We start from the raw sequence: 25350 nt of genomic DNA, 5'->3' as shown, positions 1-25350 counted from the left end.
GTCAGTCGCCGCTCCACAGCGGCGGCTGCGGCGCGTAGGCGAAGGCGGCCTCGATGATGCCCGGGTCCACGTCGGCGAGCGTCGCCGGCTGCCAGGCCGGCGAGCGGTCCTTGTCGATCAGCTGCGCGCGGATCCCCTCGATGAGGTCGGGCTGGGTGGCGGCGAACCACAGCACCAGTCCGTACTCCTGGGCGAGGACGGCGCGCAGGCCGGGCAGCGTCCGCGCCCGGCGGACCGCCTCGAGGGTGACCGTGAGCGCCGTGGGCGCCAGCTCCGCGAGGGTCGCGAGCGCCTGGGCCGCGCCGGGCTCGGGCCGGGCGCGCAGCCGTTCGATGATCCCGGTCACCGTGTCGGCCGAGAAGGCGTCGTCGATCCACTCCCGCGCTTCCGCGAGGGGAGCGGGCGCCGGCGTCTCGTCGAAGAGCAGGACCAGCTCGTTCGCCGTGCCCGGGTCGGCGCGCGTGCGGAGCGCGTCGACGAGGCTGTCCAGCCGGTCGGAGGGGACGTGGTGGTCGGCGAGTCCGGCGTACAGCGCGTCGGCGGGGCCCATGACGGTCCCGGTCAGTGCAAGGTACTCCCCCACCCGCCCGGGAGCGCGGGCGAGCAGCCACGTCCCGCCCACGTCGGGGGTGAAGCCGATGCGGGTCTCGGGCATCGCGAGCTTCGAGCGCTCGGTCACCACGCGGACCGCCGCGTGGCCGGCCAACCCGATGCCGCCTCCCATGGTGACCCCGTCGGCGAGGACGACGACGGTCTTGGGGTACTCGGCGATGCGCGCGTCGAGGGCGTACTCCGCACGGAAGAACTCCGCCGCGGCCCCCTGGTCGCCCGCGCGGATCTGCTCGGCGAGACCCCGCACGTCGCCGCCGGCGCACAGCCCGCGCTCCCCCGCGCCGTCGATCAGGATCAGGTCGACCTGCGGATCGCGCTCCCAGCGGTCGAGGGCCGCGGCGAGGTCACGGATCATGCCGAGGTCGAGGGCGTTGATCGCCCGGGGACGGTTCAGGGTGAGGTGTCCGACGCCCGCCTCGACGCGGGCCAGGACGCGGGCCTCATCAGTCTCACGCACCCTCGCCACGTTACCCGCCCGCCGCCGAATCCCGGGATCGGGGCGGCCGGTGGGCCAGGATAGGGTGAACGCCCACACGACTGCGCACCCCACGACACGGAGAGGTTCGGCATGCCCGAAGGACAGCTGCTGGAGTTCTCGGCGGTCACCAAGCGGTTCGGCGGGATCACGGCGGTGTCGGATCTCACCGCCCAGGTCGAACCCGGCCGGGTCACCGGCTTCCTCGGGCCCAACGGCGCCGGCAAGACCACGTCGCTGCGCATGCTGCTGGGTCTCGTGCGGCCGACCTCGGGGCGTGCGACCATCGGCGGCACTCCCTACGCGAAGCTGCGGCATCCGCTGCGCACCGTCGGGGCCGTGCTCGAGGCCTCGAGCTTCCACCCCGGGCGCACCGCGGCGAACCACCTGACGGTCTACGCGCAGGCGGCGGGCATCCCGCGTTCCCGCGTCGACGAAGTGCTGGATCTCGTCGGGCTGTCGGATGCCGCGAGCCGCCGCATCGGCGGATTCTCGCTGGGCATGCGCCAGCGGCTGGGCCTGGCGCACGCGCTGCTGGGCGACCCGGGCGTGCTGGTGCTGGACGAGCCGGCCAACGGCCTGGACCCCGAGGGCATCCGCTGGATGCGGGGATTCCTGCGGCAGCTGGCGCGGGAGGGGCGCACGGTGCTGGTCTCGTCGCACCTGCTGACCGAGATCCAGCAGACCGTGGACGCCCTGCTGATCCTCTCGCGCGGCAGCCTCGTCTTCCAGGGCGGGCTCGGCGAGCTCGCCGACCCGGACGAGACGGTCACGGTCGTCGACGCCCCCGACCGCGCGGCCCTCGTCGCGGCGCTCGGCGCGGCGGACATCCCCTTCGAGGTGCTGCGGACGGGGCTCACGGTGCGCCAGAGCAGCGCCGCCGAGATCGGCGCGGTCGCCGCCGCCGCCGGCATCGCCCTGTCGAGCCTGCAGCGTCGTGGTCCCGCGCTCGAGGAGGTCTTCCTCGACCTCGTCAACGGGACCCGCGTCCACGTGAGCGCCGCCCCCCTCGCCCCCGCCGACGCCGACGAGGCCTCCTCCCGGACGCTGAGCGAGCCCGAAGGGCGAGACGAAGCGCCCCCCGCCCCCGCCGACCCCGCTCCCGCCGACGCGGACCCCTCCGACGCCGACTCCTCCGACGCCGACGCCGACCCGGCCGACGCGGACCCCGCCGACGCCGACACCGACGCGGACTCGGCCCCCGCCGACGAGGACGAGCCCTCCTCCCGGACGCTGAGCGAGCCCGAAGGGCGAGACGAAGCGCCCCCCGCCCCCGCCGACGCCGACACCGACGCGGACTCGGCCCCCGAGGACGAGGACGAGGCCTCCTCCCGGACGCTGAGCGAGCCCGAAGGGCGAGACGAAGCGCCCGCCACCCCCGCCGACGCCGACACCGACGCGGACTCGGCCCCCGAGGACGAGGACGAGACCTCCTCCCGGACGCTGAGCGAGCCCGAAGGGCGAGACGAAGCGCACCCCGACCCGGACGACCCCGGTCCCGCCGACACCGGCCCGCCGGCATCCGATCGATGGGACGACACCGCGGCGTTCGTGGTCGCCGCGACCGGCGTGATCGACGTCGTCCCCGCGCGAGAAGGGAGCGAGCAGCGATGAGCCTGGCACTCGCGACACGTTCCGAGACGACCAAGCAGTTCACCACCGCGTCGTGGTGGGTGCTCGCGATCGTGCTTGCCTGCTACATCGCCTTCACCGCCGGTGTCCTCGCCTTCGTCTTCGCGGCGTCCTCGTCCGGGTCCCTGCCCGGCAACGCACCGACGATCCCCGAGGAGGGCCTGGCCGAGGTGCTCTACTCCACGGCGACCTCGGTGGGGTACGTGTTCCCGCTGCTCATCGGGACGCTGATGATCACCAGCGAGTTCCGGCACAAGACGCTGACCTCGACGTTCCTCGCCGTCCCCCGTCGCGGGCGCGTGCTCGTGGCGAAGCTGCTCGTCGGGCTGCTGATGGGCGTGATCTTCGGCGTCGTGGGAATCGTCGCCTCGGTCGCGCCGTCCGCCGGCGTGCTCGCCGCCTTCGGCGTCGACACGGCACTGACCGAGGTCGACACCTGGACGCTGCTCGGCCGCATGATGATCGCGTCGGTGCTGTGGGTGCTCGTCGGCATCGGCGTCGGCGCTCTCGTGCGCAACCAGGTGGCCGCGATCGTCGGGGTCCTGGTGTTCACCCAGTTCCTGGAGCCCATCGGCCGCGCCGCCGCCGCCTTCGTCGACGGGCTGTCGACTTTCACGCAGTATCTGCCGGGAGCAGCAGGGGACGCCCTCGTGGGGGCGAGCGTCTTCACGAGCATGCCCGGCGGCGGCACCGGCGGGCTGGACTGGTGGGCGGGCGGGCTCGTGCTGCTGGGCTACGCGCTGGTGTTCGTCGTGCTCGGGCAGCTGATCAGCTGGCGCCGGGACGTCAGCTGACGCGGAGCCTCAGGCCGTTCCCGATCCGGCGACCAGATCGGCGACGTCGGCGGGACTCGAGTCGACATCGAGCCGGAGCGCCTTCACCAGCGCGAGGCCGTGGCGCGTCGTGAGGACGATGCGCTGGAACTCCGGGTGCCCGGCGAGGTCGATCACGACGCCCGTGCGGTGACGGCGAACGATGACGAAATCGTCGGCTGCCGCGGAGCGCCACGTCCCCATCGCGACGACGCCGCGCACGTGGGTGCCGGGCTGCGGGATGCCGCGGAGCCAGGTCCACGCGTCGTCGACGAGCTGCACCTTCTCGATCGTGTCGCGCTCGATCTCGACATTCCGCTTGCGGAATGACATGACGCGTTCGGCTCCCGACAGCACGACCTCGAGCCGGGCGGAATCCAGGAGCAGCGTCACCATTCCTCTAGTCTGCCAGCGCCGGGTTGCTGTCGTCGGAATGCGTTGCTCACGAGCGCGCAACGATCCGGGCGACGCTCCGGACCGCAGGCGGTGCGAGACTGGATCGATGACTCTGCTCGGAACCTCCGGCGCACGGCGGGTGGCCGCCTCGGCGGCGCCGATCCTCGAGCGTGCCCTCGCCGGAGAGGCCCTGTCGGCGGACGACGCCGAAGTGCTGCTGGGCGTGTCGGACGCGGACGTCGCCGCCGTGCTCGCCGCGGCCGCCCGCCTGCGGGATGCCGGGCTCACGGCATCCGGTCGTGAGGGCGTCATCACCTACTCGCGCAAGGTGTTCGTGCCCCTCACGACCCTGTGCCGCGACCGCTGCCACTACTGCGTCTTCGTCGACACCCCGGCGCAGCTGCGAAAGAAGCACAAGCCCGCTTACATGTCGCCCGAGCAGGTGCTCGCCGTGGTGCGGCAGGGGCAGGCGATGGGCTGCAAAGAGGCGCTGCTGACCCTGGGCGACCGCCCCGAGGACCGCTGGCCAGAAGCCCGCGAATGGCTCGACGACCACGGCTTCGCGAGCACGCTCGATTACGTCGCACACATCGCGCGCCTCATCACCGCCGAGACCGGGATGCTGGCCCACCTGAATCCCGGCGTGCTCACGGCGGAAGAGCTCCGGATGCTGCGTCCCACCGCCCCGTCGATGGGCATGATGCTCGAGACGACCTCGCGCCGGCTGTACGAAGTGCCCGGGCAGGTGCACTACGGCTCGCCCGACAAGGACCCCGAGGTGCGGCTGAGGGTGCTCGAGGATGCCGGGCGCGCGCGCGTGCCCTTCACCACCGGCATCCTGGTGGGGATCGGCGAGACCGTGCGCGATCGCGCGGAGTCCCTGGTCGCCCTGCGCGACGTCAACGCCGCGCACGGCGTGGCCGGCCAGGGGCACGTGCAAGAGGTCATCGTGCAGAACTTCCGCGCGAAGCCGCAGACCGCGATGCAGGACGCGCCCGACGCCGACCTGCGCGAGTACGTGCTGACGGTGGCGGTCGCCCGGCTCGTGCTGGGATCCCGGATGCGGATCCAGGTGCCCCCGAACCTGTCGGACCCGCGGGAGCTCGGGCTGCTCGTCGCCGCCGGCGCCGACGACTGGGGCGGCGTGTCGCCCCTGACCGCCGACCATGTCAACCCGGAGCGCCCGTGGCCGCACCTCGACGACCTGGCGCGGCGCACCGCCGAGCTCGGGTTCGAGCTGCGGGAGCGCCTGACGGCGCACCCGGAGTTCGTGGCGGACCCCGGGACGTGGCTGGACCCGGCGATGCACGAGCCGGTGCGGGCGCTGGCGGATGAGGCGACCGGGCTGGCGGGCGCTTCGTCTCGCCCTCCGGGCTCGCTCAGCGACCGGGTTGCGGCGACGCACGACCGGATTGGCGACCCCCGGACCCTGAGCGAGCGAAGCGAGACGAAGGTCCCCCGGACCCTGAGCGAGCGAAGCGAGACGAAGGTCCACCGGACCCTGAGCGAGCGCAGCGAGACGAAGGTCCACCGGACCCTGAGCGAGCGCAGCGAGACGAAGGGCCGGGCGGACCGCGCCGCCGCGGACCCGCTCAGCCTCGACGACGCCGAGTGGACCGCGCTGCTCGAGGCGACCGGCGACGACCTCGAGGCCCTCGTCGCCACCGCCGACGACGTCCGCCGCTACACCGTCGGCGAGGCGGTCACCCTCGTGGTCAACCGCAACGTCACCTCGAGCGGGTTCACGCGCGGCGCCGCGACCCTTCCCCAGCAGTTCACGCTCGACGACGTCGCCGCCGTCGCCCGCGACGCCCGCGACCTCGGTGCGACGGAGCTGTGCGTCCAGGGCCTCCTGCCGCCCGACGTCGACGCGGCCGCGTACCTCGACATCGCCCGCGCGGTGAAGGCCGCGGCACCCGACCTGCACCTGCACGCCTACCGGCCGCAGGACGTCGCCGATCTCGCCGAGCGCGGCGGGTTCGCGGGCAACCTCACCACGGCGCTCCAGGCGCTCCGCGAGGCGGGCGTCGACACCGTGCCGGGCACGGGCGTGAAGGTGCTGAGCGAACGCGTCCGCGCGCTCGTCGCCCCCGGCGACCTCGAGATCGACCGCTGGATCGAGGGGATCACGGCGGCCCACCGCGCGGGCTTCCGCTCGACGTCGGTCCTGTTCTACGGCCACGTCGAGACGGCCGCCGAGCGCATCGGCCACCTGCGACGGCTGCGCGAGATCCAGGCCGAGACGGGCGGCTTCACCGAGTTCGTCCCGATCCCGCTGCCCGGGCCCGCCGGGGGCGTGCCGCTGGTCGCCGGGCGCAGCCCGCTCGACGAGCACCGCGCCATGGTCGCCGTGTCGCGCCTGCTGCTGTCGGGCAGCATCCCGCACATCCAGATCCCGTGGACGCGCGTCGGCCGCGAGGCTGCGGCGGTGCTGCTGCGGGCGGGCGGCGACGACCTGGGGGGCGTGCTGCTCGACGGCCGCGTCCGGCCCGAAGCCGGCATCGAGCACGGCCAGGAACTGCCCGTGACGGATGCCGCGACGATCGCCCGCCGGCTCTTCCGGCCGTTCCGGCTGCGGACGACCGACTACCGCGACGCGGGGGCGGGGTCGTGACGATCCCGCACAATCGCATCGCGATCGTCGGGGCGGGGTTCGCGGGCCTCGGGATGGCGATCGCCCTCCGCCGGGCGGGCCGCGACGACATGGTCGTCCTCGAGCGGGCGGCATCCGTCGGAGGAACCTGGCGCGACAACACCTACCCCGGCGTCGCGTGCGACGTGCCCGCGCACCTGTACGGGTTCGCCAGCCACCCGAATCCGCACTGGTCGGGGCTGTTCGCGCGGGGCGATGAGATCCGGGCGTACCTCGAGGACGTGGCCGCCGCCGAGCGCCTGGGCGAGCGGCTGCTGCTGTCGACGGCGCTGACGGGGGCCCGCTGGGACGCCGCCGGCGAGCACTGGCGTCTGGACACCTCGCGCGGGCCCCGCACCGCGGACGTGCTGATCCTCGCCTGCGGCCGGCTGACCGAGCCGCGGATCCCCGGAATCCCGGGGCTGGAGTCCTTCCCCGGCCCGATCTTCCACTCGGCCCGCTGGGACCACTCGACCCCCCTCGACGGGACTCGCGTGGCCGTCGTCGGCACCGGTGCGAGCGCCGTCCAGCTCGTCCCCGAGCTCGCCCGCACCGCCGGCCACGTCACCCTCTTCCAACGTACGCCGGCATGGATCGTCCCCCGCGGCGAGCGCGCGTACTCGGCGGCCGAACGCGAGCGGTTCGCCACGCACCCGGGCGAGCTCGCGCGGCTGCGGGCCGAGCTGTACGCCGAGGGCGAGGCCCGCTTCGCGTCTCGATCGGGGGATGCCGTGGCCGCCGCAGCGGCACGGCGGACCGCGCGGGACCACCTGGCGGCGCAGGTCGCCGACCCGGAGCTGCGCGCTGCGCTGACGCCCGGCTACGCGTTCGGGTGCAAGCGCGTGCTGCTGTCGGACGAGTTCTATCCGGCCGTGTCCTCGCCGGCGGTGACCCTCGAGCCGTCGGCCCTCGCCGCAGTCGACGGGCGGACCCTCGTCTCGGCGACGGGCGCGCGTCACGAGGTCGACGCGCTCGTGCTGGCGACCGGCTTCGCCACGACGCGTCAGCCCTACGCCGACCTGGTCGTGGGTGAGGACGGCACGTCCCTCGCCGACCACTGGGCGCAGGGCATGACGGCGTTCGGCTCCACGGTGGTCGCCGGATTCCCGGACCTTTTCGTCCTCGACGGCCCCAACGCCGCCCTCGGCCACAACTCCTCGGTGCTGATGATCGAGGAGCAGGCCGCCTACGTCACGCGGTGCCTCGTGCACCGCGACCGGTCCGGTGCGCCGCTGCGCGTGGACCCCGCCGCCGAGGCCGCCTACACCGACGAGATCGCCGAGGCCGCGGCATCCACCCCCTGGATGACGGGGGGATGCCGCAACTGGTACGTCGACGAGCGCTCGGGCCGCCTCACGCTGCTGTGGCCGGGGACGGTCGACGCGTTCCGGGCGCGGCTGGCGCGGGCCGACGGATCCGAGTTCACCCTCGCGCCGGCCGGCGCGGGCGACGTCGAGAAAGTCGAGAAGGGAAGATCATGACCGCTCCGCTCACCCACCACGGCGTGCCGCTGCGCTTCGGCTACAAGGCCTCTGCCGAGCAGTTCGGGCCGACCGAGCTGCTGGACTTCGCCATCCTCGCCGAAGAGGTCGGCTTCGACTCGGTCTTCGTGTCGGACCACCTGCAGCCGTGGCTGCACGAGGGCGGGCACGCCCCGGCATCCGTCCCGTGGCTCGGCGCGCTAGGCGCGCGGACCGAGCGCGTGCTCATCGGCACGTCGGTGCTGACGCCGACCTTCCGCTACAACCCGACGGTGGTCGCGCAGGACTTCGCGACGCTCGGCGTGATGTACCCGGGCCGCGTGATCCTGGGCGTCGGCACCGGTGAGGCGCTCAACGAGGCGAACCTGGGGATCGCGTGGCCCGACCCGCCGGAGCGCTTCCAGCGCCTCAAAGAGGCGATCGGGCTCGTCCGCCGGCTGTGGAGCGAGGACCGCGTCAACTTCGAGGGCACGTATTACACCGCCCGCAACATCACGATCTACGACAAGCTCGACCAGCCCGTCCCCATCTACATCGGGGCCGCCGGCCCTGCCGCGACCCGCCTGGCCGGCCGGATCGCGGACGGCTTCATCACCACCAGCGGCAAGAAGCGCGAGCTGTACACCGACACGCTGCTGCCCGCGCTGCACGAGGGGCTCGAGAAGGCCGGGCGCCCGGCGGACGCGATCGACACGCTCATGGAGATCAAGGTGTCGCTCGACGACACCATCGAGGCGGCGAAGGAGAAGACCCGGTTCTGGGCGCCGCTGGCGCTGTCGCCCGAAGAGAAGATGGGCGTGGACGACCCGCTCGAGATGCAGCGGCTCGGCGAGGAACTGCCCATCGAGCGCGCCGCCTCGCGATTCATCGTCTCGGACGACCCGGACGAGCACGTCGAGAAGATCGCGTGGTACGTCGAGCTCGGCTTCCGCCACCTCGTCTTCCACGACCCCGGTCACGACCAGGAGAGCTTCCTGCGCCGGTACGGCGCCGAGATCCTGCCGCGGCTGCGGGAGCGGTTCGGCTCGTGACCGGCTGGGCGGTGATCGTGCCGGTGAAGTCCGTCGCGTCGGGCAAGTCGCGCCTGGACGTGCCGGGCGTCGACCGGGCGACCCTCGCCCACGCCATCGCGCTGGACACCGTCGCGGCCGCGGCGGCCAGTCCCGTCGTCGCGCAGGTCTTCGTCGTCACCGATGACCCCGCCGTCGTCATCGGCGCGCACGACATCGCCGGGCTCCGCTTCGTGCCCGAGGGCGACCCGCGCGGTCTCGACGCGGCGATCGCGCTCGGGGCGGCCGAGGCCGGTGACGGGATGCCGCGGGCCGCGCTGCTCGGCGACCTGCCGGCCCTGCATCCCGAGGACCTCACCGACGCCCTGCGACGTGCCGCGGCCGTGGACCGCGCCGTCGTCCCCGACGCCGAGGGCGACGGCTCGACCCTCGTGACCGCCCGCGCCGGCGTGAGGTGGGAGTCGGCCTTCGGCCCCGATTCCCGCGCGCGCCACGTGGCGCTCGGCTGCGTCGAGCTGCCGCTCGCCCCGGAATCGTCGCTGCGGCGCGACGTCGACACCGCCGAGCAGCTGCGGCAGGCGGACGCCCTGGGCGTCGGGCCGCGGACGGCGCGGCTCGTGGCGCCGCCCGAGGAGCCGAGCTCGACGGCCTGAGCCCGACCGGGTCAGATCAGCAGGTAGACCGCGCCGACGATCGTGAAGCCGATCACCAGCCGCTCGAAGAGCACTTGGTCGATGCGCCCGGCGAGCCACCGGCCGGCCAGCGCCCCGGCGATCACGAGCGGGATGAGGACGAGGTCCAGCGCGACCCCCGACGGCGTGAGGAGTCCGAGGCCGATCGAGAACGGCAGCTTGCTCAGGTTGATGACGGCGAAGAACCAGGCCGCCGTGCCGAGGAACGCCTTGACCGAGAACCGCGCGGCCAGGAAGTACATCGACATCACCGGCCCCGCGGCGTTGGCGACCATCGTGGTGAAGCCGCCGAGGGACCCGTAGGCGGCCGCGGCCAGCTTGTGGGGCCCGGTGTCATCGACGACGGCCGCCGCCCGGCGCCGCAGCAGCGTGATCGCGATGACCCCCAGCAGGATGACGCCGATCAGCCGCTTCACCCAAGCGTCGTCGGCGACGGCGAGGAACGCCACCCCGGCGGCGAGCCCCACGACGACCGCGGGCACGAGCCGCAGCAGCGCCCGCCAGTCGGCGTGCCGGCGGTAGGCGAGCACCGCGAAGACGTCGGCGACGATGAGCAGGAGCAGCAGCGTGCCGGTGGACTGCCTGGCCGGCAGCACCGCGGCGAACACCGCGACGGCGATCGTCGTGGCGCCCGGGACGGCCGTCTTGCCGAGGCCGACCACCAGGGCGGCGACCGCGAGCAGCACCCAGCCCCACGCGGCCAGGTCGGGCAGGAGGAACGCGCCCACGGTCACACCCCCGCCGCGGTCAGGGCGGCTTCGCCCAGGGCGGCCGTCGTGACGGCATCCGTCATCCACAGCGGCGCGACGACGGGACGGATGCCGGTGGCGGCGACCTCGTCGGCCGAAGAGGCGTCCTCGACGGCCATCAGCCACGCGTCGAGCAGTCCGCCGTCGCGACGCGCGCCGTAGTGCGCGGCGACGCCGGCGGCCGTGGCCGGCACGCCTATCGCGGCGAGGCAGATGTCGGCCATGCCCCGGACGACCGCGCCGCCGATGACTCCCGACACCCCCACCACCGGGGCCGCGGCGGAAGCGAGCGCCTGCCGGATGCCGGGGACGGCGAGGATCGGTCCGACGGACACGACCGGGTTGGACGGCGCGATCAGCACTACGTCAGCAGCGGCGATCGCCTCGGCCACACCGGGCGCGGGGCGTGCCGCCTCGACCCCCGGATTGTCGAAGCGCACCGGTTGCAGCGCACCGCGGTGCCGGGTCCACCATTCCTGGAAGTGCAGGTCGCGGGTTGCGCCGTCCTCCCGGACGGTGACACGGGTGTCGACCTCGGCGTCGGTCATTGGCAGCAGGCGGACGCCGAGCGGCCATCGCGCGGACAGCCGCGCGACGACATCGCTGGGGCTCGCACCCTCGCGCAGCCAGCCGGTGCGGGCGAGGTGGGTGCCGAGGTCGAGGTCGCCGAGTGTGAACCACGGCCAGCCGGCGCCCCACTGCCGGAGCTCGTCGTTCACGCGCTCGGTCTCACCCGCGCGACCCCAGCCGCGGGCTGCGTCGTTGACGCCGGCGAGGGTGTACAACAGCGAGTCGACGTCGGGCTGCAGACGCACCCCCGAAAGCCACAGGTCGTCGCCGGTGTTGGCCACCACGGTGAGCGCCGCGGCGGTGTCGGCGATCCCCCGCGCGCGCAGGGCGGCGCGAACGCCGCTGGCGAAGCGGGAGCCGCCCACGCCGCCGGCGAGGACCACGACGGCCGGCGCCGGCCGGGCGTCGGTCACAGGGCGAATTCGTCGGTCGCGTGGGGCAGGGCGAACCGGGCGACCGCGTCGATGAGCGCCTCGACGGTCTGCTGCTCGGCGACCACGTCCACTCCGAGGCCCGTGCTGCGCGCGTCGTGCGCCGTGCGCGGACCGATCGCGGCGATGAGGGTCGAGTCGGGGATGTCGGGGAACTGCTGGCTCACCTGCTCGGCGACCGAGCCGCTCGTGACGAGGATCGCGTTGATGCGGCCGGAGCGCACGTCCTCGGCGATGCGGTCCGTCACCGGCACCCCCACGGTGCGGTAGGCCACGACGCTGCGGACGTCGTGCCCGGCATCCGTCAGCCGCTGCGTGAGGACCGGCTTGGCGATCTCGCTGCGCAGCGTCAGGATGCGCCGCGGCTGGGGCTCGAGGGCGATGAGCTGATCGGCCATGCCGCCGGCGGAGTTGTCGCGCTCGGGGATGAGGTCCACGCGGTAGCCGACGGCCTGCAGGGCGGCGGCGGTGGTCTCGCCGACCGCCGCGACCTTCGTCGAGGCGGGGATGGTGGCGCGGTAGGCGTAGAGGACGTCGACCGTCGTGGCGCTGGTGACCGTCAGCCAGTCGAACGCGCCCGCAGCGAGGTCGCGGATCGCCTGCTCGAGCGTCGCCTCATCGGTGGAGGGGGCGAAGTTGATCAGCGGCGCGATGACGGGGGTCGCGCCCTGCGCGCGCAGCGACGCCGCCACCCCGTCGCCCCACGGTCCCCCACGCGGCACGAGCACGCGCCACCCCTTGAGGGGCTTGGGAGCCGGATGCTCGGATGTGTGGTTCATGGGGTGTGACTCTCGTGGTGCGCGGCGGCCACCCCTACCTTCGAGCAGCCGAGGCGCGACGGACCGGTTCGCGCGAGCGGCAGCATCCGCACCATTGCACTGCCTGTGAATCCCACCATACCCCCGCGCGTCGCCGCCGGGCGTCGCGCCGCCTGGGGCTCAGCGCGCGGCGATCTTGACCACACCCCACACCGCCGCGCCGACGCCGAGGGCCACGGCCAGCGCCGCAGCCGCCGCGCCGTTGGGGTTGCGCCGCGCGAACGCACGCGACTTGACGATGCCGCGATCCAGCGCCAGACCCGCACGCTTGGGCAGGTTGGCCTTCTCTTCGATGGCCGCCAGCGCCGCCTTGAGCTCGGCGCGCGCCTTCTCGACGGGATCCGTGATCCCGATGGGCACCGCCGTACGGGGCACGGCCACAGCGCGAGAGTCAGTACTCACCGCGCACCTCCTTCACGTCTCGGGCGATCGCCTGGGCGGGGTTCTTGCGCGATCCGAGCCTCTTGAAGCGCAGGATGCCGAGGAGCGCCAGCACGACGGTCACCAGCAGCATCGCGATGAACACCACGAGCGCCGACAGCCACACCGGCCACCACGACGACAGCCCCGCGATGACGAACGCGCCGAGGACCGGGATCGACCAGAACAGCACGAAGAGGGCGGCGATCATCCAGATCGCGCCCCATCCGCCGTCCTTGGCAGTGCGGGCAGCCCACACCTTCGCCGCGTCGATCTCGGCCGTGACGAGGTTCCGGACGAGTTCGGGGATCTCGCCGATGAGGGTCAGCAGACCGTCGTCGGCGCGATCGCGGAAGCCACGGGGCGTCGTCATGTCACGCCCCGTTGCTGTCGCGCGCCTCTTCGGCGGACCTCTTCGCCTTCTCGGCGGCCTTGCGCGCCGCGGCGGTGGTCTCGTCGGCGGCACGCTCGAGGTCGTCGGCCGCTTCCTTGCTCGCCTTCACGGCGGCGTCCACCCGCTGGCCGGGGGTCCCCTTCGCGGCGGCGGCCTTGCCGACCTTCACCGCCGAGTCCCACACCGTGCTCGGCAGTGCCATCGCGCTCGACTTGGCGAAGTCGGCGACCTTGCTCACCTGCTCCTGCACGGGCTCGAGGTTCCACACCTTCAGCCACTGGGTCTTGATCTGCTCGTACCGCTCGCGTCCGGCCCGCGACCCGAGCACGTAGCCCACGGCGATTCCGATGGCGAGTCCTGCCTTGCCCTTCATGGGTGTCCTCCCGGTAGGTGGTGCGCCTGAATAGGTGGTGCGCCTGAGTGGTGCACCCCAGATTAGCCATCCATGCCGTCAGCGGCATCCGCCCTTGACATTCGCCTGGGAATCGCCATCATCACGGCGCGCCGCCGGTCCACAGCACCGCTCGGCGCACGCGATCGGCCTCGGCCACGGCGTCCGCGATGGTGCGGTCGAGCTCGCTGCCCGCGAGCCACGGGCCGACGACGGCGATCGCGGGGGCGGCGCCGGCGGGTCGGGGTGCGGCGGACCGGGATCCGGCGGTTCGCGGCTCCGCGGGCCGGGGCGCGGGGGCACCCTCGGCGGTGGCGGCCCCCAGGGCAGCCCGGAGGGCCGTCCGCAGAGCGGCGGTTCCCGCGGCGTGACCCGCCGCCGAGGCCGGGCGCACGGCGGTGCGGCGGGTGCGGACGGCGGCGCGGACGCGCGGGACCGTCGGGATCCCGAGCAGCTCGACCGCCTCGGCGACGGCGAGCGCCACGGCGGCGGAGTCGTCGAGGGCGGCGGTCGCCGGCGCGGTCGCGCTGGTGCCGAACGACACTCGCAGCACGCGGCGGTCCGGCCCCGCGGCGGCGGCGAGCCACGGCGCGCGCGACGTCTCGTCGACGGCGGCGACCGCCGGGCCCGACCCCGGCACGCGGAAGACGACGGACCGGGCGGACGCCCCCGCCTGCGGGGCGTCGACGACCATCGTCACCGTCTCGACGTCCACCGCCGCCGGTGTCGCGGGCAGTTCCGCCAGCGGCGCCAGCAGCGCCCGGACGACGCCCTCGGATGCCGCGAGCACGACCCCGTCGGCCACGATCCGCGCCGGGGGTTCGGGCAAGTCCGGGGCGGCGCCCGGGTCGGCGCTCGTGGCGGCGTGATCCGCCGGCATCCGGGTCTCGATCTCCCAGATGTCGTCCTGCCGGCGGGACAGACCGGCGACGTCCGCCACGAGAACCTGCACCTCGAGCTCGGCGAGGCGGGCCCGCAGGGCGTCGGCGAGGCGCGGCATCCCGCCCTCGAGGACGCCCCGTGACGCGCCCGGCGCGGACAGCCGCAGCTCGGCGACGGCCGCGGCGAGGGATCCCGTCCGCGTGAGGGCGGTGTTCAGGCCGGGCGCGGCGAGGTCGACGTCGAGGTCGCTCGGGGTCAGGCCGAAGCGGCCTGCGACGACGGGGGCGACCATGCGGTCGAGGATCCGCGCCCCCATGCGCGAGCCGACCAGGCGCGCGAGGTCGCGCTCGACGCCGATGGTCAGCGGCGGGCGGAGCCGGTCGAGGTACGCGCGCCATGCGCCCCGCCAGCCGATCAGCGCGCGGACGTCGTCCGCCCACGGGTTGGCGGGGATGCCGAGCACGGTCTCGGCCGGGAGCGGCGCCGCCCCCAGGGGAAGCCCCGCGATCCAGGGCCGATCCGCCGCGTGGTCGCGGATCGCGTCGTCGAGGCCGAGTTCGGCGAGCAGAGACCGCGCCGCGTCGCCGAGGTCGTCGTCGGACGCCGCCGCGGGGACGGCGAGCCCGTCGAGGTCGAGGCGCCCGGCGGCGGAGCCGGCATCCGGGTCCACGACGATCACGCGCAGGCCGACCTTCGCGCATTCGAGCGCGGCGACCAGGCCCGCCACGCCCGCCCCGATCACGACCACGTGGCGCTCGTGCGCGAGCGCGATGAGATCGGGAAGGCTCTCGGTGCTGTCGGCCACGCAGCCATCCTCGCACCCCGGCGGGAGCGGCCGCGGGCGAGCGGTGCGAGGATGGCGGCATGACGCTGCACATCACCGGCGACGCCGCCGCCGACCGGCTGCTCACCGACGACCCGCTCGCCCTGCTGATCGGGATGCTGCTGGACCAGCAGGTCGCGATGGAGACCGCCTTCGCCGGTCCGCTGAAGATCGCCGAGCGCGCCGGGACCTTCGACGCCGCCGCCCTCGCCTCGTTCGACCCGGACGCCTTCGCCGAGCTGTTCAAGGCCACGCCCGCCGTCCACCGGTACCCCGGCTCCATGGCCTCGCGCGTCCAGGCGCTGTGCCGCGCGGTCGAGGAGGACTGGGGCGGGGATGCCGCCTCGATCTGGACCCAGGGGGACCCCGACGGGGCGACCGTGCTGAAGCGGCTGAAGGCGCTGCCGGGCTTCGGCGAGCAGAAGGCGCGGATCTTCCTCGCTCTGCTCGGCAAGCAGTACGGCTACCGCGGCGCCGGCTGGCGCGAGGCGGCGGGGTCGTACGGTGACGAGGGGTCGTTCCGCTCGGTGGCCGACATCACCTCACCGGAGTCCCTGACCAAGGTGCGCGAGTACAAGCGCGAGATGAAGGCCGCCGCGAAGGCGGCGAAGTCGTGAAGAAGACCGGAGGCAGCGTCGCGGCGTTCATCGCGGGCGTGGCTCCCGCGGCGCGGCGGCGGGACGCCGAGACACTGGTCGCTCTCATGGGCGAGATCACCGGACGCGAGCCCGAGCTGTGGGGCACGATCATCGGCTTCGGCGCGTGCCACTACCGCTACCCCACCGGCACCGAGGGCGACATCCCGGTGCTGTCGTTCTCGCCGCGGCGCCAGGCGACGACGATCTACATGATCCCGGGGTTCGCCGACCACACGCCCGCCCTCGAGGCGCTCGGACCCCACACCACCGGCGCCGGCTGCCTGTACCTCAAGGATCTCGAGGCCGTCGACCTCGGGGCGCTCCGCGGAATCCTCACCGACACCGAGCGCTGGGTGCGCGACGGCGGCGCCGACGCCATGCGCATCACCGTCACCGACTGACCGCGCGCGACCGCGACGCGCGGCGCAACGACCGCGAGACTGCATCTCTGTCCCGACACGGTGGGTTCACACCGCGGTTTCGGGCCGGAGATGCAGTCTCGCGGTCGTGGGTGGTGCGGCTCGCGTCCCGCGCGCCGCACCGCGCGGCGCGGGGTGGCGCGGGCGGGCGCGTCTCGCGTCCCGCGCGGGGCGGGTCAGGCGCCGCGCAGGCGCTCGGCGAGGTAGGCGGTGAGGCCCTCGAGGGGCACGCGCTCCTGGGCCATGGTGTCGCGGTCGCGGACGGTCACGGCGCGGTCCTCGAGCGAGTCGAAGTCCACGGTGACGCAGAAGGGCGTGCCGATCTCGTCCTGGCGACGGTAGCGGCGACCGATGGCTCCGGCGTCGTCGAAGTCGATGTTCCAGTCGCCGCGCAGCGAGTCGGCGACCTCGCGCGCGAGCGGCGACAGCCGCTCGTTGCGAGACAGCGGCAGGATCGCGGCCTTGACCGGGGCGAGGCGGGGGTCCAGACCCAGGACGGTGCGGGTGTCGGTGCCGCCCTTGGCGTTGGGCGCCTCCTCCTCGCGGTAGGCGTCGACGAGGAACGCCATCATCGCCCGCGTCAGGCCGAACGAGGGCTCGATGACGTACGGGATGTACTTGTCGCCCGACGCCTGGTCGAAGTAGGTCAGGCTCTGGCCGGACGCCTCGGTGTGGCTGCCGAGGTCGTAGTCGGTGCGGTTGGCGATGCCCATGAGCTCGCCCCACTCCTTGCCCGGGAAGCCGAAGCGGTACTCCACGTCGATCGTGCCGGCGGAGTAGTGCGCGCGCTCGTCCTCGGGGACGTCGAAGCGGCGCATGTTGTCGGGGTCGACGCCCAGGTCCACGAACCAGTTCCAGCACGCCTCTACCCAGTGGTCGAACCACTCGCCGGCTTCGGCGGGCGGCGTGAAGTACTCGATCTCCATCTGCTCGAACTCGCGCGTGCGGAAGATGAAGTTGCCGGGGGTGATCTCGTTGCGGAACGCCTTGCCGACCTGGCCGATGCCGAACGGCGGCTTCTTGCGCGAGGCGGTGAGGACGTTGGAGAAGTTCACGAAGATGCCCTGCGCGGTCTCGGGACGCAGGTAGTGCAGGCCCGACTCGTCGTCGACGACGCCGAGATAGGTCTTCACCAGGCCCGAGAACGCCTTGGGCTCGGTGTACTGCCCCTTCGTGCCGCAGTTGGGGCACGGGATGTCGGCGAGACCGTTCTCGGCCGCGCGGCCCTTGCGCGCCTCGAAGTCCTCGATGAGGTTGTCGGCGCGGAACCGCTTGTGGCACTGCAGGCACTCCACGAGCGGGTCGGTGAAGGTGGCGACGTGGCCCGAGGCCTCCCACACGCGCTTGGGCAGGATCACCGAGGAGTCCAGGCCCACCATGTCGCCGCGGCCGCGCACGAAGGTCTGCCACCACTGGCGGCGGATGTTCTCCTTCAGCTCGGTCCCGAGGGGGCCGTAGTCCCACGCCGAGCGGGAGCCGCCGTAGATCTCACCGGCCTGGAACACGAACCCGCGGTGACGGGCGAGGGCGATGACTTTGTCGAGGCGGGACTGCTCGGCCACGGTGGCTCCAATGGTCGGGTGAGGGGGCGCGAGAGCGCGGGGAACGCCGCGTCGCGGCATCCGTCGATTCTAGATGAGCGGATGCCGCGGCTCACGCCCGCGGGGGCGTGCGGTCAGCGGACGAAGCGGATCGCCGCCGGGTACTCGTACCACTGGCCCTGGTTGGCCTTGACGGCCGCGACGATGGCGAGGACCAGGCCGAGCACGTACGCGGCGATGAGGATCAGGATGCCGATGAACACGATCGCCAGGATGCTGCCCACGACGTAGGCGATCAGCAGCGTCAGCTGGAAGTTCAGCGCCGTGGCGGTGTGGGCGCGGATGAAGGGTCCGCGGTCCTTGAGCACGAGGTAGCCGATGAGCGGGGCGAGGAAGCCGAAGAACAGCCCCCCGAGGTGGATCAGGGTCGCCCACAGGCGCTCGTCGGCGGGCGAGAGCGGCGGGGCGGGCGGGCCGTAGGCGGGCGGCGGGGTCGAGGTCACGCCCTCACGATACCGAGCGGCGCCGGCCGCCGTCAGCGGGTCGGCAAACCGGGCGGCGCCTGGTCGGCCGCCGGCGGTCAGCGCCCGAAGCCGCACCAGTCGGCGACCCACGACAGGATGCGGCCGCGCAGCGTCTCGCCGACGAACAGCTCGATCTCTCCGGGGTCGCCGTCGACGACGACGCGGACGTCGAAGATCGTGCCGCGCTTGTCCTCTTGCACGGCGTGCGGATCGCACCGCGACGGGACGATCGGCAGGACGATCTCGACGGATGCCGCTCCCGGCGTCGCGCGGACGCCGATCGGATGGGCGGCGCCCGGGGCCTCGCCCGCGAACTCCAGCAGGTTGGTGGGCTGCACGTCCTCGATCGTCACCGCGGGGGCGCCCGGGGCGGCGGCGACCGGCGCGATCCGCAGGCGCAGCGCCGCCGCATCGCCCGGGGCCGCGGCGTCGAAGCCGGCGAACGAGAGCTCGGCCGCCTCGAAGACCCGCATCGCGCGGCACTCCCGCTCGTGGAGCGGCGCGACGAAGCCGAGGGGATCGCCGGCGGGCACGGTGACGACCTCGCTCCGGCCGCCGACCGCGAGCGCGAGCCGCACGCGGGGCTCGCCGTCGTGCGGCGCCGTGCAGTCGACCTGCGGCAGATGGACCCGCACGTCGACTCTGCCGCCGGGGGCGACCTCGCTCGAGCCGCCCGCGATGACACGGACGGCCTCACGGTCGAACCGCTGATCGACCACCGCGACGTCCCCGACGGTGACGGGGGTCTCCGACACGTTCACGACCTGCACCTGCGCCTGCCGTGCGGCCACGTCGCCGCGCAGCTGCACGAGCGTCACCTGCACCCGCTCGCCGAGCGGGGCGTCGTCGCTCGCGGCGGGGGATGCGGCGCCGTCGCACCCTGCCAGCGGCGCGGCTGCGAGGACCAGCGCCGCGACCGCGGGAGCGACCCGGCGCACCGGCTACCTGCGCAGCTCTTCGCGCGCGACCGTGGCGTCCTCGAGCACCACCGGGTCGATGTCGACCCCGAGGCCGTGCCCGAGCGGCACGCGGACGTGGCCGTCCTCGAGGACGGCGGGCTCGGTGACGATGTCGCGAGCGTAGAAGCGTCCCGACGCCGAGATGTCGCCCGGCAGCGTGAAGCCGGGAAGGGCGGCCAGCGCGGCGTTGGCGGCGCGCCCGATGCCGGTCTCGAGCATGCCTCCGCACCACACCGGGATGCCGGCATCCCGGCAGAGATCGTGGATCGCGACCGCTTCGAGATAGCCGCCCACGCGCCCCGCCTTGACGTTGATGACGGATGCCGAGCCGAGCGCCAGCGCATCGACGGCGGCCTTGCGCGAGGTGATGGACTCGTCCAGGCACACCGGCGTGCGCAGGTGGCGGGCGAGGGCTGCGTGGTCGACGATGTCGTCCTCTTGCAGCGGCTGCTCGATGAGCAGCAGGTCGAAGCGGTCGAGCTCGGCGAGCGTGTCGAGGTCGGTCAGGGTGTAGGCGGAGTTCGCGTCGACCTGCAGCGGGATCGCCCCGAAGGCGTCGCGCACGGCGGCGGTGTCGGCGACGTCGCGCCCGGGCTTGATCTTGATCTTGATCCGCACGTAGCCCTCGTCGAGGTAGCCGCGGACGGTCTCGACGAGCGCGGCGGGGTCGCGCTGGATGCCCACCGACACGCCGCTCGGCACCCGGTCGTGGACGGCGCCGAGGTACTCGGCGAACGAGCGCGACTCGGACCGCAGCGCGGCGTCGAGGACGGCGAGCTCGAGCCCGGCTTTGACCATGCGGTGCCCCTTGAACGGCTCGAGCACCGACGCGACCTGCTCGGGCGCGATCGGGCCGTGGTCCAGCAGCGCGGGGCCGAGCCACCGCAAGGCCACGTCCCACGCCGACTGGGTGTACTCGCTGGAGTACAGCGGGGCGGCGCCCGTGACGACCTCGCCCCACCCGTCGCCGTCCGCCGTGCGCGCCCGCACCACGATCACCTCGCGCACCGTCTCGGTGCCGAACGACGTCGTGAACGGCGACACGAGCGGCAGGTGCAGCACGCGCAGCTCGATCCCGTCGAGGGCGACGGATGCCGTGGGCCGGGCGATGGGCATGGGCTCAGCGTACGCCGGGCCCGGGACGTAGCGGCCGGCCCGAACGCTCAGTGGGCGACGCGCATGCCGCGCAGCACCGGCACGAACGTGGAACGCGCCACGCGCGGCTCGCCGCGCCGCGGCCGGCGGACGCGGTGCCCGCGGTCCTCGCGGTGCTCGCTCCACGCCTGGATCAGGGTCTCGATGTGCTCGCGCATGATGCCTCCTCGGTCGAGATGAAGGAGGCGCACGCCGGCCCGCTGATACGCGGGCGCCGCGATCAGGGCCGGACGAACAGGTAGCCGAGGTCGTCGTCGAAGCCGCCGATGACGAGCCCCTCGCCCAGGTGGGCCAGGACGGCGTCGCGCACGCGGGTGCGCCAGGCGGCGGCATCCGCGGGGTTGTCGCGCCGCATCGACTCGATGTCATGTGGCACGGGGACGTGGGCGACCACGAGGTCGGGGCCGGGGGTGGGGACGGGCCGGGCCGCGACCGCCCACGACACCATGACGCGGTCGGACTCGTCGCCGCGGTTGACGCCGTCGTCCATGGGTCCGTAGTGGTTCACGAGGTACTCGGTGACCCGCGTGCCGAGCACGCGCAGGTTGAAGTGGGCGTTGCGGGCGACGAGGGGGTCGAAGGTCCACGTGATGTGCCCGACGTCCCGCGCGAGGGCCCACTCGCGCTGGTGCTGCTTGAGGATGCGGCCGAGCCCCTGGCTGCGGACCTCGGGCAGGACGCCGGTGATGTGGCTGTGCATCGACCGCGCGGCAGGCTCGGCGAAGAAGGCCACGGATGCCCCGACCATGCGCTCGCCGGCGTAGAGCCCGACGGCGTAGTTGCCCGAGTGCGCGAGGGCGCGCAGCAGGTTCGGCGGCATGCCCGACTTGTCGCCGCCCCACACCTCGGACAGCACGGCCGAGGCGGCGAAGACCTGCTCGACGGTGGCGAGGGGGCGGATGTCGATGCCCGGCGGCGTCTCGGTGGAAAGGTCGGCCATGGCCTCACCCTACGCCGCTCGCGACGCGCGTTCGGGTGAGTCCGCGCAGCCGTCAGGCCGGGGCGCGGGCGGGCCGGCCGCCCGGGATCTCGATGACCCCGGTCGTGGGCGACTCGACGCCGGCGGTGATGACGTGCTCGGCGAACAGGCCCGGCCACGCCATGACGCCGTAGGGGGTGCGCGCGACGACCAGGCGGCTGTGGGGCAGCAGCGCGTCGAGCTTCGTCGCGGTCCGCAGCGGGTGGGTGTGGTCGCCCGTCCACGCCAGGATCAGCGTCGGCACGGTGATCTCGGCGAGCGCCTTCTTGGGCGGCAGGTCGGCGCGCGCGGCGCCGCGCAGCACCGTGGGCAGCAGTCGCTCGGCGACGGCCGGGCCGGTCTGGGGGGCGCCGGCGAGGGCGGGCGGGACCGGGGTGGTGCTGCCGAGCTCGACGAAGGCGGCCACGCCCCCGCGCTCGACAAGGTCGGCGCCGGCGAGGTAGACGTCGGCCTGCGCGCGGCGCGTGCCCCACGCCGTCGGCGGCAGCATGAGCGTCAGGCTCTCGAACCGCGTGCGGTCGCGCAGGGCCGCGTGCAGGAGGGTTCCGGTGCCCATGGACGGGCCGAGCCCGTGCACGGTCTCGCCGGGCGCGATGACGTCCAGCGCGGCGAGCAGGTCGTCGGCGAGGCGGTCCCACGTGTAGTCGGCGGGGTCGGCGGTGCCGCTGGATCCGCCGTGGCCGCGCGCGTCCAGGCGCAGGATGCGATGCCCGCGCAGCGCGCGCCCGAGGTCCAGCCCCAGCTGCGCGTCGCGCGACCTGCTCGAGGTGAGCCCGTGCAGCTGGACGACCAGCGGCCCGTCGTCACCGGTCAGATCGAAGTCGAGCCGGGCGCCGTTCACCTCGATCACCGGCCGCTCCTTCCCGGAACGCCGCCCGGCCGGCGTTCACCGGCCCGACACGAAAGCGGCGTCGCACGAAACCTGAGCCCCCTACACTACGGCCGATGCGCCTGACGAACGTCGCCCGGATGGGCCTTCCCGCGGGGGAGGTCCACAGCTATGCGCTCGAGGTGTCCGGCCCCGGAGCACCCCTGCCGGTGTCGTTCGACCAGCGCCGGCACGTCGGCGGCGGCGACCGCCCCGGGTCGTGGATGTCGATCGCGTTCCGCCTGCCCGAGGACACCGCACCCGACGCCCTCGCGTCCGCCTGGCATGCGGTCGTCGCGCGGCACGGGACGCTGCGGACGGTCTTCGCCCGGGAGGGCGAGGACGTCGTGCTGCACGAGGTCGAGGTGACCGGCGGCGCGTGGCGGCGGCATCCGGTGCCCGGCGCAGCCGAGACGCGCGACGTCGTCCGCGCGGTGTTCGACGCCGCGTGCCGGCCGTTCGCGCGGCCCTCGCACCGCATGATCCTCGTGATCCCGGATGCCGGCGACCGCCGCCCCGTGGTGATCCTCGGCTCCGACCACGCGCACGTGGACATGTGGTCGCTGCTCGTGCTCGTGCACGACCTCGTCGGGTGCCTGGCCGATGTCGCGGCCGGGCGGAGTCCGGGAGCGGCGCTGGAGCCGGTGGAGTCCTTCGCGACCCACACCCGCGTGCTCGAGGAGCTGCCGCCGGCGCCCGCCGGCGTCGCCGAGCGGTGGGCCGAGATCCTGGACGCCGAGGGCGGGACGATGCCGCTGTTCCCCCTGCCGCTCGGCGACCTGTCGACCGCACGGCCGGCCGTCGTCGAGGTGCGGGACGTGCTGGACGGCGCCGAGACGGAGCGTTTCGCCGGGCTGGCGCGCGAGCAGGGCGTGGGGCCTGCGGCGCTGGCGATGTCCGAGCTCGCGCGCGTGACGCGCGAGCTCGCCGGCGCGCCGCTGCGGGCGGTGTTCCCCGTCCACAGCCGGTTCGAGAGGCGCTGGCACGACGCGGTGGGCTGGTTCATCACGAACTCGGTGCTCGAATGCGCCGATCCCGACCCGGTCGCGTGCGCGGCCGCGGTGCGGCAGGCGATGACGCTCGGCTCGCACCCGCTGGCGCCGATCCTCGCGCCCTACGGCGGGATGCCCACCGCGCCCGGCATGTTCGCGCTGTCGTGGCTGGACACCCGCCGGCTGCCGGTGTCGCTGTCGCCGGGCCTCGAGATCCAGTACGTCTCGAGCGTCATCGAGTCCGACGACGTCATGGTGTGGTTCATCGTCAACGACTCCGGCCTGCACCTGCGGTACCGCTGCCCCGACACCCCCGAGGCCGTGGCGAACGTGGGGATGTGGGTGGATGCCGTCACCGCAGGCCTGCGGGAGCGGGCCGCGGTGCGCGTGCCGGTGGGCTGAGCCGGCGGCATCCGCCCTCGCTCGCCCACGGGCGGGATAGCCTCGTCGGATGGGTCGGGACGAACAGCTGCGCCACCGACTGACCTGGATGCCGCCGCAGTGGGCCATCGTCGCCGTGCTGGCCGCCGCGGGGCTGGCGTCGTCGTTCATGTTCACGCTGGTCGTGCCGATCCAGTCCAAGCTGCCCGAGCTGCTGGACGCCGGCCGCGAGGACACCGCGTGGGTGGTGACCTCGACGCTGCTGGCCTCGGCGGTGATCACACCGATCTCGGGCCGGCTGGGCGACATGTACGGCAAGCGGCGCATCGTGCTGGTGCTCGTGGCGCTGCTGGTGGTCGGGTCCGTCATCGCCGCGCTGTCCACCGACCTCGTCGGGGTGATCGTGGGGCGTGCCCTGCAGGGAGCGGTCACCGGCGTCGTGCCGCTGGGCATCTCGATCCTGCGGGACGTGCTGCACGAGAACCGGGTGGATGCCGCCATCGCCCTCATCAGCGCGACCCTGGGCGTCGGCGGCGCGCTGGGCCTTCCGATCAGCGCGCTCATCACCGAGCGCAGCGACTGGCACCTGCTGTTCTGGGTGGCGGCGGGCCTGGGTGTCGTCGTGTTCGGCCTCGTGCTGTGGATCGTGCCGGTGAGCGTGCTGCGGACGGCCGGCCGGTTCGACTTCGTCGGCGCGGCCGGGCTCACCGTGGGACTCGTCGGCATCCTGCTGGCGATCTCGCGCGGCAACGAGTGGGGCTGGACTTCGCCGGCGATCCTCGCGTGCGGCGTCGGCGGGGTGGTCGTGCTGCTGGCGTGGGGCTGGTTCGAGCTGCGGATCCCCGAGCCGCTGCTGGACCTGCGGGTCGCCGCCCGCCCGGCGGTGCTGCTGACCAACATCGCCTCGATCGCGATGGGCTTCGCGCTGTTCGCGTCGAACGTCGCCTACCCCCAGATCCTCGAGCTGCCCGTGGCCACCGGCGGCTTCGGGCTGTCGCTGCTGGGCGCGAGCCTGGTCGTCATGCCGGCGGGCCTGGTGATGATGGTGCTCTCGCCCTTCTCGGGCCGCATGGCCCGCACCGTCGGGCCCAAGCTGCTGCTGATCCTCGGCGCGCTGTCGCTCATCGTGGCGTACGGCTTCACGCTGCTGTTCTCGTCCGAGGTGTGGCAGCTCGTGGTGGCGAACCTGCTGATCGGGGTCGGCATCGGCTTCGGCTACGCCGCGATGCCGATGCTCATCATGCGGTCCGTGCCGCAGACCGAGACGGGCGCCTCGAACGGACTGAACGCGCTGTTCCGGTCGCTCGGGACGAGCTCGGCCGCCGCGGTCATCGGCGCGGTCCTGGCCACCTACACGGTCGGCCTCGACGGGATGCCGGTCCCCTCCCCCTTCGCGTTCCAGCTGTCGTTCGTGCTCGGCGGCGTCGCGGCCGTGTTCGCGCTCGGGGTGGCGCTGTTCATCCCCCGCGCCCGCGACCCGCACGAGCGGCATCCGTCCCTGCGCGACGCGGGTTGACGGCATCCGTCGCCACGCTTTGCGGTGACCGCGAACGGGTCAACCCCGCGCGCGGCTGGGTGGTGGCGTTGACCGCATCCGTCACCACCCGCCCCGGAAACCGCAAACAGCGTCAACCCCGCGCGTGAGCGACCGCCCGAGTTGACCGCATCCGCCGC

Annotated in this window: 26 protein-coding genes; 10 read left to right on the top strand and 16 right to left on the bottom strand. The window is 73.8% G+C overall.

The window, feature by feature from the left end; genetic code table 11:
- Position 1 precedes the first annotated feature (1 nt).
- A complete protein-coding gene (locus ACYVF4_RS08595; protein ID WP_460721719.1) occupies positions 2–1069 on the bottom strand; it encodes an enoyl-CoA hydratase/isomerase family protein in 1068 nt (355 codons plus the stop codon).
- A 111-nt stretch (positions 1070–1180) separates the two neighbouring features.
- Between ACYVF4_RS08595 and ACYVF4_RS08590 the strand changes: the two genes are divergently transcribed.
- Together ACYVF4_RS08590 and ACYVF4_RS08585 are read left to right on the top strand one after the other, a co-directional pair.
- A complete protein-coding gene (locus tag ACYVF4_RS08590) occupies positions 1181–2701 on the top strand; it encodes an ABC transporter ATP-binding protein (protein WP_460721717.1) in 1521 nt (506 codons plus the stop codon).
- The gene (locus tag ACYVF4_RS08585; protein ID WP_460721715.1) at positions 2698–3513 is read left to right on the top strand and encodes an ABC-2 transporter permease; all 816 of its coding nucleotides are present in this window, start codon (positions 2698–2700) and stop codon (positions 3511–3513) included. Before ACYVF4_RS08590 ends, ACYVF4_RS08585 begins: the two co-directional genes overlap by 4 nt.
- A gap of 9 nt (positions 3514–3522) precedes the next feature.
- Here the strand turns inward: ACYVF4_RS08585 and ACYVF4_RS08580 are convergent, their stop codons facing one another.
- Positions 3523–3927, bottom strand: coding sequence for a hypothetical protein (locus tag ACYVF4_RS08580; protein ID WP_460721713.1), 405 nt, complete (start codon positions 3925–3927; stop codon positions 3523–3525).
- A gap of 106 nt (positions 3928–4033) precedes the next feature.
- On the opposite strand from ACYVF4_RS08580, the gene cofG reads away from it, so the two are divergent.
- From cofG to cofC, 4 genes are read left to right on the top strand one after another with little or no spacing between them, the layout of a single operon-like run.
- Positions 4034–6541, top strand: a complete 2508-nt coding sequence (gene cofG / locus ACYVF4_RS08575; RefSeq protein WP_460721711.1) for a 7,8-didemethyl-8-hydroxy-5-deazariboflavin synthase CofG — start codon at positions 4034–4036, stop codon at positions 6539–6541.
- Positions 6538–8040, top strand: coding sequence for a flavin-containing monooxygenase (locus tag ACYVF4_RS08570; RefSeq protein ID WP_460721709.1), 1503 nt, complete (start codon positions 6538–6540; stop codon positions 8038–8040). The genes cofG and ACYVF4_RS08570 overlap by 4 nt, the downstream gene beginning before the upstream one ends.
- Complete coding sequence (gene fgd / locus ACYVF4_RS08565; protein WP_460721707.1) at positions 8037–9071, top strand: glucose-6-phosphate dehydrogenase (coenzyme-F420); 1035 nt, start codon at positions 8037–8039, stop codon at positions 9069–9071. The genes ACYVF4_RS08570 and fgd overlap by 4 nt, the downstream gene beginning before the upstream one ends.
- Complete coding sequence (cofC, locus tag ACYVF4_RS08560) at positions 9068–9703, top strand: 2-phospho-L-lactate guanylyltransferase (RefSeq protein ID WP_460721704.1); 636 nt, start codon at positions 9068–9070, stop codon at positions 9701–9703. Before fgd ends, cofC begins: the two co-directional genes overlap by 4 nt.
- Positions 9704–9714: 11 nt before the next feature.
- Here the strand turns inward: cofC and ACYVF4_RS08555 are convergent, their stop codons facing one another.
- From ACYVF4_RS08555 to ACYVF4_RS08525, 7 genes are all read right to left on the bottom strand, one after another.
- The gene (locus ACYVF4_RS08555; protein WP_460721702.1) at positions 9715–10470 is read right to left on the bottom strand and encodes a sulfite exporter TauE/SafE family protein; all 756 of its coding nucleotides are present in this window, start codon (positions 10468–10470) and stop codon (positions 9715–9717) included.
- A gap of 2 nt (positions 10471–10472) precedes the next feature.
- Positions 10473–11474, bottom strand: coding sequence for a 2-phospho-L-lactate transferase (cofD, locus tag ACYVF4_RS08550; RefSeq protein WP_460721700.1), 1002 nt, complete (start codon positions 11472–11474; stop codon positions 10473–10475).
- Positions 11471–12271, bottom strand: coding sequence for a uroporphyrinogen-III synthase (locus ACYVF4_RS08545; protein ID WP_460721698.1), 801 nt, complete (start codon positions 12269–12271; stop codon positions 11471–11473). Before ACYVF4_RS08545 ends, cofD begins: the two co-directional genes overlap by 4 nt.
- Before the next feature lie 159 nt (positions 12272–12430).
- The gene (locus tag ACYVF4_RS08540) at positions 12431–12712 is read right to left on the bottom strand and encodes a hypothetical protein (RefSeq protein ID WP_460721696.1); all 282 of its coding nucleotides are present in this window, start codon (positions 12710–12712) and stop codon (positions 12431–12433) included.
- Positions 12702–13103, bottom strand: coding sequence for a phage holin family protein (locus tag ACYVF4_RS08535; RefSeq protein WP_460721694.1), 402 nt, complete (start codon positions 13101–13103; stop codon positions 12702–12704). Before ACYVF4_RS08535 ends, ACYVF4_RS08540 begins: the two co-directional genes overlap by 11 nt.
- 1 nt (position 13104) lies before the next feature.
- Positions 13105–13497: a hypothetical protein gene (locus ACYVF4_RS08530; protein ID WP_460721692.1), complete on the bottom strand. Its 393-nt coding sequence runs from the start codon at positions 13495–13497 to the stop codon at positions 13105–13107.
- 121 nt (positions 13498–13618) lie between these two features.
- A complete protein-coding gene (locus ACYVF4_RS08525; protein ID WP_460721690.1) occupies positions 13619–15202 on the bottom strand; it encodes a protoporphyrinogen/coproporphyrinogen oxidase in 1584 nt (527 codons plus the stop codon).
- A 59-nt stretch (positions 15203–15261) separates the two neighbouring features.
- Here ACYVF4_RS08525 and ACYVF4_RS08520 point away from each other — a divergent pair, with 59 nt between their 5' ends.
- Positions 15262–15837 (top strand): HhH-GPD-type base excision DNA repair protein, encoded by a 576-nt coding sequence (locus ACYVF4_RS08520; protein WP_460721688.1) that lies wholly within the window; start codon positions 15262–15264, stop codon positions 15835–15837.
- On the top strand, positions 15834–16259 hold the full coding sequence (locus tag ACYVF4_RS08515; RefSeq protein WP_460721687.1) for a DUF1801 domain-containing protein: 426 nt from the start codon (positions 15834–15836) through the stop codon (positions 16257–16259). Before ACYVF4_RS08520 ends, ACYVF4_RS08515 begins: the two co-directional genes overlap by 4 nt.
- A gap of 194 nt (positions 16260–16453) precedes the next feature.
- On the opposite strand, the gene ACYVF4_RS08510 is transcribed toward ACYVF4_RS08515, so the two are convergent.
- The 7 genes from ACYVF4_RS08510 to ACYVF4_RS08480 form a co-directional block, all read right to left on the bottom strand.
- Positions 16454–17839 carry a glycine--tRNA ligase gene (locus tag ACYVF4_RS08510; RefSeq protein WP_460723092.1) on the bottom strand — a complete coding sequence of 462 codons (1386 nt, stop codon included), beginning with the start codon at positions 17837–17839 and terminating at the stop codon, positions 16454–16456.
- Positions 17840–17952: 113 nt separating this feature from the next.
- Entirely contained in the window at positions 17953–18321 is a 369-nt protein-coding gene (locus tag ACYVF4_RS08505; RefSeq protein ID WP_460721685.1) for a DUF4870 domain-containing protein, read from the bottom strand.
- Positions 18322–18398: 77 nt separating this feature from the next.
- The gene (locus tag ACYVF4_RS08500) at positions 18399–19280 is read right to left on the bottom strand and encodes a hypothetical protein (RefSeq protein WP_460721683.1); all 882 of its coding nucleotides are present in this window, start codon (positions 19278–19280) and stop codon (positions 18399–18401) included.
- A 3-nt stretch (positions 19281–19283) separates the two neighbouring features.
- Complete coding sequence (gene menC, locus ACYVF4_RS08495) at positions 19284–20417, bottom strand: o-succinylbenzoate synthase (protein WP_460721681.1); 1134 nt, start codon at positions 20415–20417, stop codon at positions 19284–19286.
- Between the two features lie 47 nt (positions 20418–20464).
- Positions 20465–20614 carry a hypothetical protein gene (locus tag ACYVF4_RS08490; RefSeq protein ID WP_460721679.1) on the bottom strand — a complete coding sequence of 50 codons (150 nt, stop codon included), beginning with the start codon at positions 20612–20614 and terminating at the stop codon, positions 20465–20467.
- 62 nt (positions 20615–20676) lie between these two features.
- Complete coding sequence (locus ACYVF4_RS08485) at positions 20677–21396, bottom strand: GNAT family N-acetyltransferase (RefSeq protein ID WP_460721677.1); 720 nt, start codon at positions 21394–21396, stop codon at positions 20677–20679.
- Positions 21397–21448: 52 nt separating this feature from the next.
- The gene (locus ACYVF4_RS08480) at positions 21449–22285 is read right to left on the bottom strand and encodes an alpha/beta fold hydrolase (RefSeq protein WP_460721675.1); all 837 of its coding nucleotides are present in this window, start codon (positions 22283–22285) and stop codon (positions 21449–21451) included.
- A 95-nt stretch (positions 22286–22380) separates the two neighbouring features.
- On the opposite strand from ACYVF4_RS08480, the gene ACYVF4_RS08475 reads away from it, so the two are divergent.
- Both ACYVF4_RS08475 and ACYVF4_RS08470 read left to right on the top strand, forming a co-directional pair.
- Positions 22381–23697, top strand: a complete 1317-nt coding sequence (locus ACYVF4_RS08475) for a peptide synthetase (protein ID WP_460721673.1) — start codon at positions 22381–22383, stop codon at positions 23695–23697.
- 88 nt (positions 23698–23785) lie between these two features.
- Entirely contained in the window at positions 23786–25192 is a 1407-nt protein-coding gene (locus ACYVF4_RS08470) for an MFS transporter (protein WP_460723090.1), read from the top strand.
- Positions 25193–25350: the final 158 nt, after the last annotated feature.

It is taken from the genome of Microbacterium aureliae (assembly GCF_054780155.1).
This window is presented reverse-complemented; position numbering and strand designations above follow the sequence as displayed.